Here is a 16,506-nt window from a genome sequence, read left to right as displayed (position 1 = left end):
AGGAGGGGAGTTATTTTACAGGGGTTTGAACTGCTCGAACATTTGCCGGCAATTGTTGCAGTAGTGCATCGAGCGACAAAGTGTTGGTCCGAAAGGCGTTTTCAGATCGGTATTATCGGAATTGCAATACGGACAATTTACGTGCTCCAGAATATCCAGATCCAAAATTAAGTTGTATTCCGGCGGCGGCGCTAATCCAAAGTTCTTCAGCGCAATCTTACCTTTTTCGGAAATCTTATTGCTATCCCAGGGCTTGTCGAAACTCATCCGTACCTCAAAATTCTGCACGCCGTTTTTAGCCAGAACTTCTTCCACGTTGCGCTTCATATAATCCATAGCCGGGCAACCCGAAAAAGTTGGCGTCATTTCTACCGTCACTTTTTCATCGTTTTCCGATACCGTTACATCCGTGATTACACCCAGATCGATCAGCGACAGCACCGGAATTTCCGGGTCTTTCACTTCTTCCAGCCAGGTCAGAATTTGTTCTTTGGTCAACATTGGTTTCGATTTTTGGATTGTTCGATATTCGATTGTTCGATTTCCATTTGCTAGTGCGAGCTTGTAGCTCGTACTTAAATTGTTTATTGGTAAAAGACAGGAGCTACAAGCTCGCGCCAGCAAAAAACAAAAAAGCAGAAATTAAGATTTTCGAATAATCGAACGGTCGAATATCGAACAATCTAGTTTACCATTCAGCCGTTGGGTCGATCTTGAACACTTCAGCCATTTCGTCTAAAAGTGGCTGTAAATGCTCGGTATGTTCGCCATAGCGGCCACCGTTTTTTGGCGTAATGGTAGTTAAATCAGGAAGTTCCAGCTGGGTTTGGGAAAGCACTTTTTTGATGTTCTCCAGCCAGGCAGCTTTTAGTTTTTCTTCGCCTTCGTAAATGCCGTCGGCAATCAGTTCAGCTTCATACTTGGAAGGTTCGAAAATTCCCAATGCATAAGGCAAGGCTTCGTTCAGGGAATTCTGTAAACGCCCGATCGCTTCTTCGGTTGAAGAACCAAGTTGTTTGATCATGGTGTTGGCGTGCAATACGTGGTATTTTACTTCACCTTTCAGTTTGGTAGCTACCGTGGTAATAGGAGTATAGCTTGAGCGGGTCAGCATATCGAAACGCAGGATCTCGGCATTATCAAATAAGAAATGACGAATCAGACTGAAATCGTATTCACCTATTGGTAATTCTACCAGTTGCGAATTGTGGAACTGGTTTGCGTTGCGGGTGAAAGCGATGGTATCCGGATCAGATTCGCCGAGTTCGTGGAGTAAGCTGTAGAATGCCAGGCTGTGGCCAAGTTTATCCTGCGCCATGGAAGAAAAAGCGATGTCTTCTTCCAGGATCGGGCCGAAACCGGTCCATTCGGAGTTGCGGTGACCAAGAATTAACTGGTCGTCGGCGATCTTATAAAGGAGGTCTTTTAAGGCTTCGGTATTCATTTGGCAGCTTGTTCTTCTTTAAATTTCGTGATCTTATCCATTACGCGGTAAGCCGTGGCTTCGCGGTACATTTTGTCTTTGGTGGTGTTCCAGATGTCTTTATCATCGGCTTCAGAACGGAAAACGTCAGCAGCTTTAATAACCCAAACGTTCACTACCGGCTTCATTTCACCAAACTGTTTTTTCGCTTCAGCTAGCGCGCCTTCGTAAGAAGTTGCAGTAACGGTTCCAACGTGTGCGTGTGCTTTACCGCGCTTTTTCAGGTGGAAAATCTCGTAAGCTTCAGCAGTTTTTTCGCCGTTTTCCATAGCGTTTTCCTGGTTAATCCGGATCACATCATAAACCGAAACCGCTTCGTCGGTATAAGGTGTAACCATTACGTGGCGCGTTTCGGCAACCCACATACCGGTGCAGGCAAAACGACGGCTATATTGTTCTTTCCCGAAGAGGAAGGCTACTTCTTCGTTTGGAGCGTGAACCGGACCAACGTACGTATAAGCCGCGTTCTCTTTTTTCTGGTGAAAAACTTCGTAGGTTTCAAGCTGATCGAGCTCGGTTTTAGCAACGGGTTCCGACGGGTTTTCAGGTAAATGCAACCGGTTTACGCGCGGGTCTAAAGATTGTAAACTCATTCTTTTTTAATTAGGAATTAAAAATTAAGAATTAAGAATGAGGCTCTTTGGGAACTTCAAATCTTAATTCTTAATCTTTAATTCTATTCTTAATTATTAATTCCTAATTCGTAATTAATTACGCAAGTGGTTTTACGTATTTCGCTTTCGGGCTAAGTAAAGCTCTGCGAACCCAGGCACCGTTTTCTTCGGCGGAACGGCGAACGGCCAAGCGCTCTTTGTTGCAAGGTCCGTTGCCGTTGATCACTTCTTTGAATTCAACCCAATCCGGTTCGGTATATTCCCACACGCCGTCTGCGTTTTTGTGCAGTTTCGGATCGGGAACGGTTAAGCCTAATTCCCAGATCTTAGGAACGTACATATCCAGGAACTGCTGGCGGCATTCGTCGTTAGTTGCCATTTTAACTTTCCAGCGCACCAGTGTTTCGGTGTGCGTGCTCATTTTATCGGAAGGTCCGAAGAAAGTCATAATTGGTGGCCACCAGCGGTTAAGAGCTGCCTGGATCATTTCGCGTTGTTTCGGCGTGCCGGTTGCTAAATGTACTACCGCATCGTGACCATATTTTAAGTGGAAAGCCTCTTCGGCGCAGATCCGGTCTAAGGCGCGGCAGTAAGGGCCGTAAGAACCTTTGGCGTTTGCCATCTGGTTTACGATCGCGCCGGCATCGATTAGCCAGGAAATGGTGTTGGAATCGGCCCAGGTTAAAGCCGGGTAGTTGAATACGTTGGAATATTTCGATTTGCCGTTGATCAGGTCGGTTAGCATGGCTTCGCGGGATTTGCCTAAGGTTTCGGCAGCTGAATATAATAACTGTGCGTGGCCAACTTCGTCCTGTACTTTGGCCATTTGCGCCATTTTACGACGGAAACCCGGCGCACGGGTGATCCAGGTTCCTTCCGGCAACGCACCGATAATTTCGGAATGGGCGTGCTGCTCGATCATCCGGATAAGCTGCTTGCGGTATAATTCCGGCATCCAGTCGTTTGGTTCGATCTTTTCGCCGCGGGCAATGCGGGCTTCAAATTCGGCCAGCTTTACCGGATCTTCGGTCGTCAGGTCGTCGAACTTGGTTGCTTCAAAAATATTTCCTCCTCCGTACATAGTCTCTTTTTAATTAAGAATTAATAAATAACAATTAATAATTATGCTTTTAGTTTTGATGAATGCTTTGTTTTAAGTCTTCCTGCGGAATTGTTTTCTGACTTTTTTGCCCCGAAACGATACCGTTTAAGAGCATGTTGCATAACGTTTCGCTGATCTGTTCCGGGGTTAAGTTGCCTTCGGGTTTGTACCAGGTATGCACAAAGTTCAGGCTGGAAAGCAGCATTAACGTGGCCATTTTTTCATCTGAAATGGTGAATTCGCCGCTGGCATTTCCTGCTTTAATTATCTGGCGGAAATGGTTTTCGTAATCGTTGCGCAGTTTCAGGAAATCAGAAAGGAAAGGTTCGCTTAAGTGTTTCCATTCGTTCTGAAAAACGGCGGAAGCGGCGGGCTGCTTAGTTAAAACCGTTAAGTGGCTTTTAATGGCAGCTTCGAGTTTTTCCTTTGAATTCCCTAGCGTTTTTTCGGCTTGTTCCAGTCCTTCAAAGAATTCGTTGGCCATTCTAAAACAGATGCGCTGCAGAATTTCTTCCTTGCTTTTAATATGCGAATATAAGCTGGCCGCTTCAAGGCCCAGTTCGGTAGCCAGGTCGCGCATGGACGTGGCAGCATAGCCGCGGCTTTTAAAAAGGGCCGTGGCGGATTGTTCGATCTGGTCTTTGCGCGAAAGGGTGGTAGTGCTCATATTTATAAAGACAAATATAAACAACCTAACGTTCGTTAGCAAGAGCGGGTGCCCAGAAAAATTGGTTAATGAACAGATTTTAAGTTGGAAGAGCTAGCGTTTTATAGTTAGCTTAAAAAGCTATTGGCCAATTTATTATGCATGTTTACATAAAAATAACTTTCCGGATAGGAATAAAGTAATAGTCTCTGTAACTTTGTATCATTAAAAGGACTATTTCTTATGAAAAAACTTTACGTATTAGCTGGTGCGTTATTTATGGCAACCGGCGCTTTTGCCCAAGGGCATGAATTATTCTTCTCAGCTTATAACGAAGGTGCTCACCCAAATGGAAGTATTCCTCCGGGCGGAACCACTGCTTCACAAGGTAGTGAAAGAGCCATGCAGATCTTTAACCCAACTACTTCAGCGGTACCAGTAGAGCGCTATTCAATTGCCCGCTATTCAAATGGTGGCACTACTCCTTTTCAGGAAGAAAGACTTGTAAAGAATCAGCCTTCCGCAGTTAGCAATTATCAATTACCTTCCAGTGATGTATTTGTAGTTGGTTCCTTTAAAGCAACCATACTGGATATCACTAATAATTGGGACCAACGTTCAGCAGATTATACCGCTTCTGATCCTTCGGTCATTAAAGAAGGTGGTCCTGTTACTTTTGATGGTAACGATGCGATGGTTTTGCGCCGCTGGACCGGTGCTACTGCAGGTCAGGGTACCCCTATAATTGTTGATATTGTTGGTGTAATTGGTGATATGCCAAATCCAACAGCAACTGCACCAACTGGTACTGCTTGGTTTTCCAACCCACCGGCTTATCCAGTAACTGTGTCGACCCGCAATATGTCATTGAGCAGAAAATCAAATATTGAAACTGGTGTAACTTCTACCACAGCTGCTACTTACCAGATCGGCGATGAGTGGGAAGTTTATTCAGCCTGGAATTCTGGAACTACGCCAGCAGATTATTTTGCACAGGATTATTCTAACCTTGCCAGCCACACATATACCGGTCGTTTAGGTGCTTACAGCCCAACCGGCGTACTGGAAGATTTCGACCGCGCGATCAGCATTTATCCGAACCCGGCTACCAACAAAAACCTGAACATCAGCATTAAGAATACTAAAGTTTCAGAAATCACCATTCTGAACGGTGTTGGTCAGAACATTAAAGTAATTCCGGCAAACGCGGCTTCTGCCGAAATTAAAGTGGATGTTTCTTCTTTAAAGCCAGGCATGTACTTTGTGAAATTTGTAGGTGCGAACGAATTCAAAACTACCATTTACAAAACTGTAGTGGTACAGTAATTCTAAACTACTAGTATAATAAAAAAGAGAGTAAGGAAACTTACTCTCTTTTTTTTGCCTTAACTTGCGGCTTTTTAAAGGAATAATAAATATTAACGGGTTCTATCCAGCGACATCATGCGGTTAGTACGGTTGTGAAAAGCCCGTGAATTGGGCGCGGCGCATGAAGCGGCCAATAGGGCTGTTGCCAGCACCAGTGCCAGTAATCTTGTTTTCATAGCAGGTAGAATTAGGGTTGAGTAATAAATTTATATTCTTTTAACGGCTTAAAAAGTACATAAGCTGTTTTTTAACTTCTGAAAATCAATTGTTTACTATGAAACTTACTTCGTTACAGGAAATCGGCGAATTTGGACTTATTAATGAACTGAAACAGTCGGCTACCCGGCAGAATGCTTCTACGCAATACGGCATCGGCGACGATGCTGCGGTGATCGAGCCGGGCAAAAAGCAGGTGGTCATATCTACCGATATGCTGGTGGAAGGCGTGCATTTCGATCTTACATTCTGTCCGCTGCGTCATTTGGGTTACAAAGCGGTGGCGGTAAACGTTTCGGATATTGCGGCCATGAACGCAACGCCTACGCAAATTCTGGTAAGCCTGGCCGTGGGAGGCCGTTTTTCGGTAGAAGCCATTAAAGAACTTTACGATGGGATCCGGATAGCCTGCGAAAATTATAAAGTAGATCTGGTTGGCGGCGACACGACTTCTTCCAATTCCGGGCTTATTATTAATGTAACGGCCGTTGGCGAAGCAAATCCGGAGGATATTGTTTACCGGAACACGGCGCAGGTGAATGACCTGGTTTGCGTAACCGGCGATCTGGGGGCCGCATTTCTAGGTTTACAGATACTGGAACGTGAGAAACAGGCTTTTTTGGCAAACCCCGAAATGCAGCCCGAGCTCGAACAAAAAGAATACCTGGTGCAACGCCAGTTACGGCCGGAGGCGCGCATGGATGTGATCCATGAACTGCGCGAGCTCGGCGTGAAGCCAACCAGCATGATCGATATTTCTGACGGGCTGGCTTCTGAATTGTTCCATATCTGCGGGCAATCGGGTGTGGGTGCAGCCATTTACCAGGATAAACTGCCGGCTGATGAACAGGTGCTGAACACCGCAGAAGAGTTCCGTATGGACCCTTTAACCTGCATCCTGAACGGCGGCGAAGACTACGAATTACTTTTTACCGTTAAACTTACCGATTTCGATAAAATTAAAAATCACCCGGATATTACTATTCTGGGCAAGATCGTGCCGAAAGAAGAAGGCCTGAATCTGGTAACGCCAAGCGGCAATGCTTACCCATTAAAAGCGCAGGGCTGGGATCATTTTCAGCAATAAAAACGCTATGGTTTTAGCATAAAAAAGTCAAATTCGATTTCATGCATCCCGCAAGTTTAGCGCAGTGTAACTGCCGGCAGGAAGAGTCCGATCAGGCTACGAGAAAAGAAAAGTTCATTAAAAGTAAAAGCCGGAATTTTTGAAGTTCCGGCTTTTACTTTTTCAGCTTCAAACCATAGCGTTTTAATGCTTTGGTTTGAAAATTATGTTTAATAGAGTTTGCTTTCCCGAAATGAATCAATCTTCCGGGTAGGGCACGAATACGAAATTGGTGAATTCGTGGTCCACCACAAACAGGCAGCAGAATTCATCAGGGTCTTTGTAAGCGGCCTGAAAATCGGCTACTTTTTCTTCCAGAATAATGTTTTTCTCTACAAAATTAGAAAGGTATGAAACGAAAACGTGCCAATCTAAAGCGGCTTCATCGGCACTAAGCAGGAGGGAGCCAACCGGGATCGCCTGCTTACTGAAAATGAAGATCGGGAATTTAGAGATGTCGCGTTTGCGGATCTGGTAAGAAGCTTCTTTTAACGTATCGGCAACAATGGCGAAATCTTTGGTGATCGTGCCGAGGTATTTACCGTTCAGTTCCGGGTCGTTCTGCATAAATTACTTGGCAATTAGTTGAACAATATTTTCTACGTGGTGCGTTTGCGGGAACATATCTACCGGCTGTATTTTGGTAACCGTGTATTTCTCCGAAAGCATCTCTACGTCGCGGGCCTGCGTGGCCGGGTTGCAGCTTACGTACACAATTTTGGGCGCGTGTACCTCGAGGAGCATTTTAATTACGTCGGGGTGCATGCCGGCGCGCGGCGGGTCAGTTATGATCACATCCGGACGGCCGTGTTTGGCAAATAATTCGTCGTTGAGCACGTCTTTCATGTCGCCTGCGTAAAAGTGCGTGTTCGTAATGGCGTTTATCTCGGAGTTTATTTTAGCGTCTTCTATAGCGCTGGGCACGTATTCCACCCCGATAACCTGCTTGGCCTGGCGCGCTACGAAATTAGCAATGGTGCCGGCGCCGGTATACAGGTCGTACACGTTTTCCTTGCCGGTCAGATCCGCAAATTCCCGGGTCAGTTTGTAAAGTTCGTAAGCTTGTGTGGAATTGGTCTGGTAAAACGATTTCGGACCTACGCGGAAACGCAAACCTTCCATGCTTTCGTGAATATAGGGCGCGCCGTGGTAGCAAACCACATCCAGATCGTGAAACGTTTCGTTGCCTTTGGTATTGATCACGTAATGCAGCGAGGTTATTTGCGGGAATTTTTCCAGCAAAAAGTTCAGCAAGGCAATGCGGTTTTCTTCCTCTTCACGGCCCAGTTGCACAATTACCATCAGTTCGCCGGTGTTGGCCGTGCGGATGATGAGGTTGCGTAAAAAGCCTTCCATTCTTATCAGATCGAAGAAAACCAGGTTATTTACACGGGCATATTCTGAAACCGCCAACCGGATTTCGTTCGAAGGACTTGGTTGCAGGTAGCAATGCTGTACGTCAATAATTTTATCGAAGCGCTGTGCAATGTGAAAACCTAAAGCGTTGCGGTCGAATTCCGCGCCGGACTTGATCTGTTCGTAGGTCAGCCAGCGGTTATTGGAGAACGTAAATTCCAGTTTGTTGCGGTAATAGCTTAACTGGTCGGAAGGCAGAATGGGCAGCATATCGGCGGTGGCCACTTTGCCGATGCGTTCGAGGTTGTCTTTTACTTGTTTCTGCTTATAGAACAACTGCGTTTCGTAACCAATGTGCTGCCATTTACAACCGCCGCACACCCCGAAATGCTCGCAGAAAGGCTGCACGCGCACATCCGAATATTCATGGAATTTAACGGCTTTGGCTTCCAGGTAACTTTTGCGTTTCTTTGTTACCTGTAGGTCCACCACGTCGCCGGGGGCCACATCTTTCACAAAAACCACTAAATTTTGGTAGCGTACCAAACATTTTCCTTCCGCAACCATTTCTTCTATACGGACCTGCGGGATCAGCTCAAATTTTTTCTTTTTCACGATGCCGCAAAATTAATATAAAGGTTCGGAATATACCGGTTGTATTGAAAAATAGGTAAATTTATAATTATGAAGCACATTAGACTTTTATTGCTTTTTAGCCTGGCGTTTTTAGGCCGGGCAGCATTTGCCAATCACCTGGTGGGCGGAGAATTCCAGATCAGCTATCAAAGTAATTTTACTTACCGCATACAGCTGAATGTGTATGGCGATGCCGCCGGCCTGAGCGGCCCGCAGGGTAATGAAGATCAGTTTGTGGATGTGGCTACGTTTAATAAACAAACAAACCTATTGGTGGAAGCTTTCAGGTTGCCCATTAGTGCTACATTTTTTGTTCCTTATGTAAATCTGCAATGCAAGAATGCTTCTATCCAAACCAAAGTATTGCAGTACCAGATAGATAAGTACCTGTCACCGGCTTTATACAACGATCCGAACGGCTATTATATTTCCTGGGATCGTTGCTGCCGGAATGGTGGAATTGCCAATATTTCAAATCCGAATCAGGCAGGTTTCGTGTTTTATGCAGAATTTCCGCCGGTAGCTCAGAATGCTGCGGCCTTTGTAAACAGCAGCCCGGTTTTACCTCCCATGCCTCCCGATATTTTATGCGTGCGGGAGCTATACCAATATTCTTTACAGGCAACTGATGCAGACGGAGACCGATTGGTATATGAACTTTCCGAACCTATGTATGGCACTTCTGACCAGCAAGCACCCATCCTGACGGTACCTAACTCTGCTCCATACCGTCCGGTTATCTGGCAACCAGGTTACAGTTTAACGAATATGATTCCCGGCACGCCGGCGCTGAATATAAATGCTTCAACAGGTTTGCTTTCGGTGAGACCGCAAAATGCGGGTTTATACGTTTTTGCCATTACCGTTTCAGAATTCCGTAATAATGTGAAAATAGGAGAGGTTCGCCGCGATATTCAGGTGAAAGTAACACCATGCCAGAGCAACCAGAAACCAACGCTTAGTTTGCGGGAACCCGGTGCCACGCAGGATTATAAAGAGGGCGATACGCTCATTGTAACTGATGCTACCGATTATTGCTACCCATTTTCTTTTTCCGATGCAAACCCGGGCCAGACCATAAGCCTGGAAGTTGTGCCGGTAAATTTTGCGCAGAAACCGATTATTACGCCTGTTTCCGGAACCATTGCGCAGGCCGGTCAGGTAATAAACGGGCAGATCTGCTGGGCCGATTGCAACGTAAATTCCCCCAATACGCTTTATAAAGTAAACCTTATTGCCCGCGATAACGCCTGCGGCAACGTTGGCATAGATACCCTGCAGCTTACCTACCTGGTAGTGCCAAAACCGAATGCCCGGCCCGTAATTGTAGCACAAAACCTGGTGAATAACGTAGGCGTGGCAGGCGTGGGCAGTACCCTGAATTTTAATTTGCTGAGCACCGATGCCGACCAGGACGAACTTGCTGTAACCATGGAGGGCATCGGCTTTAATGCCGCTGCTTTGGGCATGTCCTTAACGCCGCTAACCGGAAAAGGCGAAGTACGTTCCATTTTTTCCTGGACGCCGGCCTGCGAGCAATTCCTGGATAAAACCGAATACGACCTGCGCTTTAAAGTAAAAGATAACAGCTGTTTTACCGATCATATCGATACCGTTCTGGTAAAAGTCCGGGTTGCCGAAAATCCGGATCTGACCGAGTATCTGCCATCCAATATTTTCACCCCGAACAACGATGGTTTTAACGATAGTTTTGTAATGCCTACACTGCCCAAAGATAAATGTAACGACGTTTTCCAGCATATCCGGATCTTCAGCCGCTGGGGCCACCTGGTATACGATTCCAAAGACCGCAATTTTGCCTGGAACGGAAAAGACGTAAGCGACGGCGTGTATTATTACCGCGTTAAATTCCAGAAAAAAACCTATAAAGGTTACGTTACTATTGTGCGCTAAGTCATAATTATTCGAGTTTTTTACCCCAAAACCCTACCGTTTTTAAAGATTGCAGCAACAATCTTTAAAAACGGTAGGGTTTTGTCTTTCAAAAGTCAATATGCAGTAGTAAGCAAAGCTTCTCTCCTGGACAGTTGGGGTTGGTTCAATACATTCACGGTGGAAAAACACGATAAAACTCCTTGGCTCCAGTCCAAAGCCTTCTTTAAGAGAAGTACAAAGGTTAAGCTAAAACCATTACAGAAATTGCTTCCTGGCCGGCAGCTAAGCAAAAGGCAATGAAAAAGGAATACGTGAAGCCTTAATTGAGAAACGATTAAGCTGTTAAAGGTTTGGGTTCATTCTTGAGTTATCCAATTTTTCAAAATATTTTAATTCAGGCCGCCAGTAAAACGGTATGATTTTGATCCCTAAAAGTCAGCTAATCACCATCAGATAGCTGCCAAAGGGTTTACCTGAATTCTTCTTTTGCAATGATCCGGAAACAAAAAAGCCACCTGTAAAACAGGCGGCTTTTTTTCATTAATTCGGAAGTTATGGAATAGTGCAGAGCAATTATTTGGCGATCTCTACCCAGTTTTTAAAACTCCGGCCGTCTTTCAGTTTCAGCAGGAAATAGTAAGTGCCGGGAGCCTGATCCTTACCGGTCCAGGAGTTGTCATAAGCTTTTTTCCGGTACACTTCACTTCCCCAGCGGTTGAAAATGCTGAGTTCGTTGTCCGGGTAAAGATTAATGTTCTCGATCACAAATTTATCGTTGTATCCATCGTTGTTCGGCGTGATGATGTTGTAGAATTTAAGCTCGTTCACAAAATCTACGCAGGCTATATTCGACCAAGAAACGCGGGCATCGGCGCTTTTTGCTTTAATGCGGAAGCACTGGTTAAAGCCGCGCGAAGAAATATTGGTCAACGTAAGAATCGTATCGTTAGCAGTCAGCGGTTTAGTTTGTAGCAGTTCGAAGGTACCATTGTCAGCCTGGGCGTAAATTTCGTAGCCGCTAACGTTCCAGCCTTGGTAACCATTCCAGTTGAGCCTTACCGTTTTCGCCGCTTCGTTAGCTTTTACTTCCAGCATTATGGTTCTGTGCATCGTGCTGTTCAATACGGTTCCGCATTCGTTCAGGCTTTCCAGGCGGTATTCATAAACCTTGCTGTTGGTTTGCACACCGTTGTCAGTAAAGCTTAATGCTGTATTAGGCAGCGTCTGAATTTTGCTGAAAGTGGTGGTCCCGGCTTCGCGGCGGTAAATTTCAATGGAACGGTTATTGCCAGTGGTGTTTCTGAGCATTTGCAAATCCATTTCCACAACTTTATCGTTTTGCGGACCGGCAGAAATGTTATTCAATTTAACAATCGAAGCATCCAGAATAACATTCAGCGTCACGGGTGCACCCACGCATCCCAGAGCAGACACTGGCGTTACCTTAATCTGTTTAGTATCGGTGTTATCGAAATTTACATAAATACTGTCGTTGGTAGAGCCGGCATTAACCATGGTGCCACCGGAAATCTGCCAGTTATAGGTATAGCCCGCCGGTCCCTGCACGTAGAATAACTGGTTATTCAGGTCTTCCGGACAAACATTGGCACTGCCGAAGATCTGGGTTACCACCGGCGTAGGTTCTACGGTTACATTTTTCGTGATCGGGGTTCCTGCACAACCGTTGGCATTCAATTCAAGTACCGTTAGAGTATGCAAACCCGGATCAGCTGACTGGAAAGAAACCGTGCCGGTAGTGCTATTTAGCGGAGAAGTAGTGCCGTTATGCGTCACCGTCCAGGCGTAAGTTGAATTTGCAGCTCCCGCCAGGGTAAAGTTCGTGGCCGTGTTCTGACAGATCGCCGTTGGCCCGGAAATGGTTAAAGTCGGGTCAGGGGAAGGCAGAACGGTTACAACAAATGCCGGTGAACTACCAAAACAATTTGCCGATCCGGTGCTCGATTCCTGAACCACAATATTGTTGGCACCTACCGTAGTCCAGTTAATGTAAACCGTATCGCCTTTAACGTTGCTGCTGGCAACTGCTCCGCCGGTTACAGTCCAGGTAAAGGAAGAACCGATGGTTGGATTTGGCATTACGTACCTTACGGTATTGGCTTGGCTTTTACAGATAGAAGTCGGGCCAACCGGTTGTGGCGTGGTCAGGACCGGGTTGATGGTTACCGGTAAGTTGAAAGCCGGACCGGTACAACCCTGGGCGTTAACTGCCTGCGCCGAAACGGAAGCAGCGGCTGCACCATTCCAGTTCACAATAATTTCAGAAGTACCCTGGCCGGAAACAATCGTGCCATGGCCGCTGGAAAGTGCCCACTGGTAATTGCTTTGCCGTGGATTGATAATGCGGTATTTCACGCCAGACAAGCCCGGACAGATAGAAGTAGGCCCCGCAATTGCATCGGCCAGCGGCGTTGGATTTACCGTTACCAGCACCGAATCTGCTTTAGAGCAATTATTGGCCGTGGCCGTTACATAAAGCCGCACCGTGATCGGGTTTGCGGAGGTGTTGGTTCCGGTAAACACCGGCATTGCCGTAGTTAAGCTCGATAAACCTGCATGAGGCGTCCAGCTATATGTATAACCCGGTAACGCCGCCGTTCCTACGGTAGCTGTATTTCCGGAGCAGATCACCTGATTTGCTCCCGCATCTACGGTTATAGCCGGATTAACCGTAACCGTTACCTGGTCGGAAGTTACGCAGCCGTTTAAAGTGGTGGTTACGGTGTAGATCTGGGAAATTGGGGCAGTTGTATTATTCGTTAAGGAAATTGCTGGGTTGGCAACGCTGGCACTTGATAAACCGGTTGCCGGTGCCCAGGAATAAGTATAACCCGTGGTAGCAGCTGAGCCTAACGTAGTGCTGGTGGCGGAGCAGAGCGTTTTGTCTGCACCGGCATTGGCAACCGGCAATGGCTTAATGGTTACCAGTACCGTGTCTTTCGCAATACACCCGAAACTATTTGTAGCAGTTACAATATAGGTTTGGGTAATAGGAGCGGTGGTGGTGTTTGGCAAAGTAACTACCGGATTTGCGATGTTGTTAGCCGATAAACCGGTTCCGGTCCAGGAGTACGTAAAGCCGGCTACTGCAGGAGCACCAATAGTAGCTGGCTCGTTGGAACATACGGTTTGGTTGAGGCCAGCATTGGCAATCGGATTCGGATTTACGGTAATGGTTACCTGATCGGTGCTGATGCAACCGGTTGCGGTGTTGGTAGCTGTAACGGTATACGTTGTAGTAGCCAAAGGCGAAACGCTAAGATTATTACCCGTAAAAGTATTCGTTCCATCGGTCCAGCTGTAGGTAGCAGTTGCGTTGGCGGTGGCCGTTAAGGTGGTAGACGTTCCTAAGCAAATTGCCCGGTCAGCCCCGGCATTTACGACCGGCAGCGGATTTACCATTACCGTTAATTGCGTAGTAGCGCTGCAATTGGAGGCAGTAGTTCCGGTTACAGAATAGGTGGTAGTGGCTGCCGGAGAAACGCTAATGTTATTACCGGTAAAAGTATTGGTGCCATCCGTAAAGGTAAAGCTGCTGATCCCCAGGGAACTTGCCGTTAAAGTAGTTGCCTGCCCGGCGCAAATAACGCGGTTAGCAACCGTAAGCACGGGCAGTGGGCTTACTGTTACTGTTACCTGGTCAGTTGAAGTACAGGAATTGGTGGTGCCGGTTACGGTATAGGTAGTGGTTCCGGCAGGCGAAACGGTAAGGCTGGAGCCGGTAAAAGTATTGGTTCCGTCGGTCCATGAATAGGTAGCGGCACCGGTAGCATTTAACGTAACCGGTGTACCGGCGCAAACTGCCTGGTTTACCCCCGCATCCACAACCGGGCCTGGCACTACAGTAATAGTAACCTGGTCGGTATTGAAACAGCCGCTCACAGAATTGGTGCCGGTTACGGTGTAAGTAGTGGTGGTAGCAGGCGTTACGTTTATGTTGTTTCCGGTGAACGTGCTTATCCCATCCGTCCAGCTGTAAGCAGAGGCCCCCGTTGCTGTTAAGGTAACCGGACTTCCCTGGCAAATGCTGCGGTTGGTGCCGGCATCTACCGTCGGCGGCGGATTAACGGTGATGGTTATGGAATTCGCGCCGTTACAACCCGTAATTCCCGTTCCGGAAACAGAATAAGTGGTAGTGGCAGCAGGCGTTACGGTAAGCGTAGAACCGGCAAAAGTATTGGTGCCGTCGGACCAGGTATAGCTGGTACCGCCGGCGGCCGTTAACGTTACCGGGGTGCCGGCACAAATGGCCGTTGCCGAAGCATTAAGTGTTAAAGCGATGCCTGGAGTTACGTTCACGAAAAAGCTTATGGAATCGGAGCAGCTGCCGGTACTGGTTTCGATGGCCGTTAATTTAAACCGCCCGGTAGTGGTCCACTGCACCCGGATCGAGTCGTTGTTTTTATTGCCGAGAATGGTCCCGCCGCCGGCTAAACGCCAGTTGTAATTGGCCGAAGCTTTGCCCGTAACATTATAGGTTTTGGTACTGCTGGTGCAAACAATGGTATCGCCGAATATTTTCTGCGGACCTTCGTAAGGCAACACCTCTATTTGGAAGGTTTCTACTTTACTGAGCGGCGGACATATGTTTTGGTCCTGAACAGTAATGTTGAGCGGGTAAATATTGGCATCGCCGCAAACGGAAGTAAAGTTAAAGGTAGCCGTCGTGCCGCTCGCTGCGTTGTTTATGGTTGCGTTGCTGGTAAAGTTATTGAAGCTTGCATTTTTATTTCCCGGTCCGTCAAGCAGAGGGCTGGTTGCCGTAATTTTCATGGTCTGGCCTGCGTTCGGATCGGTAAACGTAAAATTAATAGGCGGTATAGCCGCACCTTCCGTAATAGTTATAATTTTCGGGCCGGTATAAGTAAAATTGGGTTTAAGGTTACTATTAGGTGGTATATCTTTTACTACCAACTGAATATCGCGAATACTCGAACCGATCTGAATGTCGCCCACGCCCGGAATGTTCCGGTATTCCTTCACCTGAAAAGAGACTACATATTTTCGGTCCTGGGTATTTCCCGGAATGGGCGGTACGTAATATTTCGCAAGACCAGTGCTGGCATTTATGGAAGCGTACCCGCCCACGCCAAATGGTTGCGCAAAGCTATAGCCAGGCATGTAGGTTACCGTTTGAGGAGGAGTTGAAAACGTTAATCCGTTTGCGTTAAAAGCATAAGGCTGGTTAAAAGAATAGATCAGCCGGTCCCCATCCGCATCAAAAGCGCTGTTAATAATGGAGGTGGTATCGCCGGCAAAAATAACGACCACGGCCGTATCAGTGAAAACCGGAGAGGAACCCGGGTTTTCTAAAAACGGAGGCGGGATCTGCATGTATAACGACATATTCCCTCCCTGGATATTGGTGATGTCGCTGTTGCGGGCATTGGCTACTGCCGTTACGTAATACCCGTTAAAAGACAAGGGTAGATCAACAATATGTACAAAGGTTAGCAATTTAATTAGCGGAAACGGAATCGGGCAGTTAGCTGGAATTGGTAACGGCAGATTCGGGAGTACTGCCGGATTAGGATTTGCCTGAATTGAGGGGGAATTGAATAGGTGGGTACCGGTATTATTCCCATTCGAGTTATAATAGTTAAACGTCATGGGGTTTGTAATATTGGCACCGTTGGAACCCACATAATGCTTCAGGGTAATACGGTAACGGAAGGGGTTGGCCTGCGAGCCTAAGGGCCCCAGGTATTCATATGTAAATTCGCCGCCGTACAAATGCGACGCCTGTACCTGCTCCCGCATCTGGAAAAGCATGAGCAAAAGAAAAAAGGCTTTGAGTAAATTTTTAATACGCATAGGAAGGTATTAACGAGTTTGTTTAATGCAGTTTAAATGAATATTGGCAGGCAGCAATCATTACCTACTGCCTTGCAGGATTTGTTTATGACAGGACGCAATTCAACCTGCTTTCAGTTGCCTGAGCCGGTAAGCTTTTTTTGCAAATGCCCGGATCTGTTCTGAAAGCTTCCTTTTACTAAATGCGTCATGAGTTTTTCATCTCCAAACCCTACCGTTTTTTAATAAGAT

General features: G+C 46.7%; 12 protein-coding genes. 3 read left to right on the top strand and 9 right to left on the bottom strand.

The window, feature by feature from the left end; genetic code table 11:
* Nucleotides 1-15: 15 nt before the first annotated feature.
* From paaD to I5M27_RS16375, 5 genes are all read right to left on the bottom strand, one after another.
* Entirely contained in the window at nucleotides 16-501 is a 486-nt protein-coding gene (gene paaD, locus I5M27_RS16395) for a 1,2-phenylacetyl-CoA epoxidase subunit PaaD (protein WP_200507417.1), read from the bottom strand.
* Nucleotides 502-688: 187 nt separating this feature from the next.
* Nucleotides 689-1,444 carry a 1,2-phenylacetyl-CoA epoxidase subunit PaaC gene (paaC, locus tag I5M27_RS16390; protein ID WP_200507416.1) on the bottom strand — a complete coding sequence of 252 codons (756 nt, stop codon included), beginning with the start codon at nucleotides 1,442-1,444 and terminating at the stop codon, nucleotides 689-691.
* Nucleotides 1,441-2,076, bottom strand: a complete 636-nt coding sequence (locus I5M27_RS16385) for a phenylacetic acid degradation b (RefSeq protein WP_200507415.1) — start codon at nucleotides 2,074-2,076, stop codon at nucleotides 1,441-1,443. Before I5M27_RS16385 ends, paaC begins: the two co-directional genes overlap by 4 nt.
* 118 nt (nucleotides 2,077-2,194) lie before the next feature.
* A complete protein-coding gene (paaA, locus tag I5M27_RS16380; RefSeq protein WP_200507414.1) occupies nucleotides 2,195-3,178 on the bottom strand; it encodes a 1,2-phenylacetyl-CoA epoxidase subunit PaaA in 984 nt (327 codons plus the stop codon).
* 49 nt (nucleotides 3,179-3,227) lie between these two features.
* The gene (locus tag I5M27_RS16375) at nucleotides 3,228-3,866 is read right to left on the bottom strand and encodes a TetR/AcrR family transcriptional regulator (protein WP_200507413.1); all 639 of its coding nucleotides are present in this window, start codon (nucleotides 3,864-3,866) and stop codon (nucleotides 3,228-3,230) included.
* Between the two features lie 222 nt (nucleotides 3,867-4,088).
* On the opposite strand from I5M27_RS16375, the gene I5M27_RS16370 reads away from it, so the two are divergent.
* Nucleotides 4,089-5,171, top strand: a complete 1,083-nt coding sequence (locus I5M27_RS16370) for a T9SS type A sorting domain-containing protein (protein WP_200507412.1) — start codon at nucleotides 4,089-4,091, stop codon at nucleotides 5,169-5,171.
* A gap of 92 nt (nucleotides 5,172-5,263) precedes the next feature.
* Here I5M27_RS16370 and I5M27_RS18740 read toward each other — a convergent pair whose 3' ends face one another.
* Complete coding sequence (locus tag I5M27_RS18740) at nucleotides 5,264-5,389, bottom strand: hypothetical protein (protein ID WP_262896458.1); 126 nt, start codon at nucleotides 5,387-5,389, stop codon at nucleotides 5,264-5,266.
* 98 nt (nucleotides 5,390-5,487) lie between these two features.
* On the opposite strand from I5M27_RS18740, the gene thiL reads away from it, so the two are divergent.
* Nucleotides 5,488-6,516: a thiamine-phosphate kinase gene (thiL, locus tag I5M27_RS16365; protein WP_200507411.1), complete on the top strand. Its 1,029-nt coding sequence runs from the start codon at nucleotides 5,488-5,490 to the stop codon at nucleotides 6,514-6,516.
* A gap of 237 nt (nucleotides 6,517-6,753) precedes the next feature.
* Here the strand turns inward: thiL and I5M27_RS16360 are convergent, their stop codons facing one another.
* Both I5M27_RS16360 and rlmD read right to left on the bottom strand, forming a co-directional pair.
* Nucleotides 6,754-7,122, bottom strand: coding sequence for a hypothetical protein (locus tag I5M27_RS16360; protein ID WP_200507410.1), 369 nt, complete (start codon nucleotides 7,120-7,122; stop codon nucleotides 6,754-6,756).
* A gap of 3 nt (nucleotides 7,123-7,125) precedes the next feature.
* The gene (gene rlmD / locus I5M27_RS16355) at nucleotides 7,126-8,529 is read right to left on the bottom strand and encodes a 23S rRNA (uracil(1939)-C(5))-methyltransferase RlmD (RefSeq protein ID WP_317193615.1); all 1,404 of its coding nucleotides are present in this window, start codon (nucleotides 8,527-8,529) and stop codon (nucleotides 7,126-7,128) included.
* 66 nt (nucleotides 8,530-8,595) lie between these two features.
* Between rlmD and I5M27_RS16350 the strand changes: the two genes are divergently transcribed.
* A complete protein-coding gene (locus tag I5M27_RS16350; RefSeq protein ID WP_200507409.1) occupies nucleotides 8,596-10,461 on the top strand; it encodes a T9SS type B sorting domain-containing protein in 1,866 nt (621 codons plus the stop codon).
* 555 nt (nucleotides 10,462-11,016) lie between these two features.
* On the opposite strand, the gene I5M27_RS16345 is transcribed toward I5M27_RS16350, so the two are convergent.
* On the bottom strand, nucleotides 11,017-16,275 hold the full coding sequence (locus I5M27_RS16345) for an Ig-like domain-containing protein (RefSeq protein ID WP_200507408.1): 5,259 nt from the start codon (nucleotides 16,273-16,275) through the stop codon (nucleotides 11,017-11,019).
* Nucleotides 16,276-16,506 lie beyond the last annotated feature (231 nt).

The sequence above is a fragment of the Adhaeribacter terrigena genome (genome assembly GCF_016623615.1).
Taxonomy (GTDB): domain Bacteria; phylum Bacteroidota; class Bacteroidia; order Cytophagales; family Hymenobacteraceae; genus Adhaeribacter_A; species Adhaeribacter_A terrigena.
The sequence above is the reverse complement of the archived record's forward strand: the minus strand, read 5'-3'. Positions and strand labels throughout refer to the sequence as shown.

Coding starts and splice junctions, on each gene's coding strand:
- paaD (WP_200507417.1), bottom strand. CDS start 501: ATGTTGACCAAAGAACAAATTCTGACCTGGCTGGAAGAAGTGAAAGAC.
- paaC (WP_200507416.1), bottom strand. CDS start 1,444: ATGAATACCGAAGCCTTAAAAGACCTCCTTTATAAGATCGCCGACGAC.
- I5M27_RS16385 (WP_200507415.1), bottom strand. CDS start 2,076: ATGAGTTTACAATCTTTAGACCCGCGCGTAAACCGGTTGCATTTACCT.
- paaA (WP_200507414.1), bottom strand. CDS start 3,178: ATGTACGGAGGAGGAAATATTTTTGAAGCAACCAAGTTCGACGACCTG.
- I5M27_RS16375 (WP_200507413.1), bottom strand. CDS start 3,866: ATGAGCACTACCACCCTTTCGCGCAAAGACCAGATCGAACAATCCGCC.
- I5M27_RS16370 (WP_200507412.1), top strand. CDS start 4,089: ATGAAAAAACTTTACGTATTAGCTGGTGCGTTATTTATGGCAACCGGC.
- I5M27_RS18740 (WP_262896458.1), bottom strand. CDS start 5,389: ATGAAAACAAGATTACTGGCACTGGTGCTGGCAACAGCCCTATTGGCC.
- thiL (WP_200507411.1), top strand. CDS start 5,488: ATGAAACTTACTTCGTTACAGGAAATCGGCGAATTTGGACTTATTAAT.
- I5M27_RS16360 (WP_200507410.1), bottom strand. CDS start 7,122: ATGCAGAACGACCCGGAACTGAACGGTAAATACCTCGGCACGATCACC.
- I5M27_RS16350 (WP_200507409.1), top strand. CDS start 8,596: ATGAAGCACATTAGACTTTTATTGCTTTTTAGCCTGGCGTTTTTAGGC.
- I5M27_RS16345 (WP_200507408.1), bottom strand. CDS start 16,275: ATGCGTATTAAAAATTTACTCAAAGCCTTTTTTCTTTTGCTCATGCTT.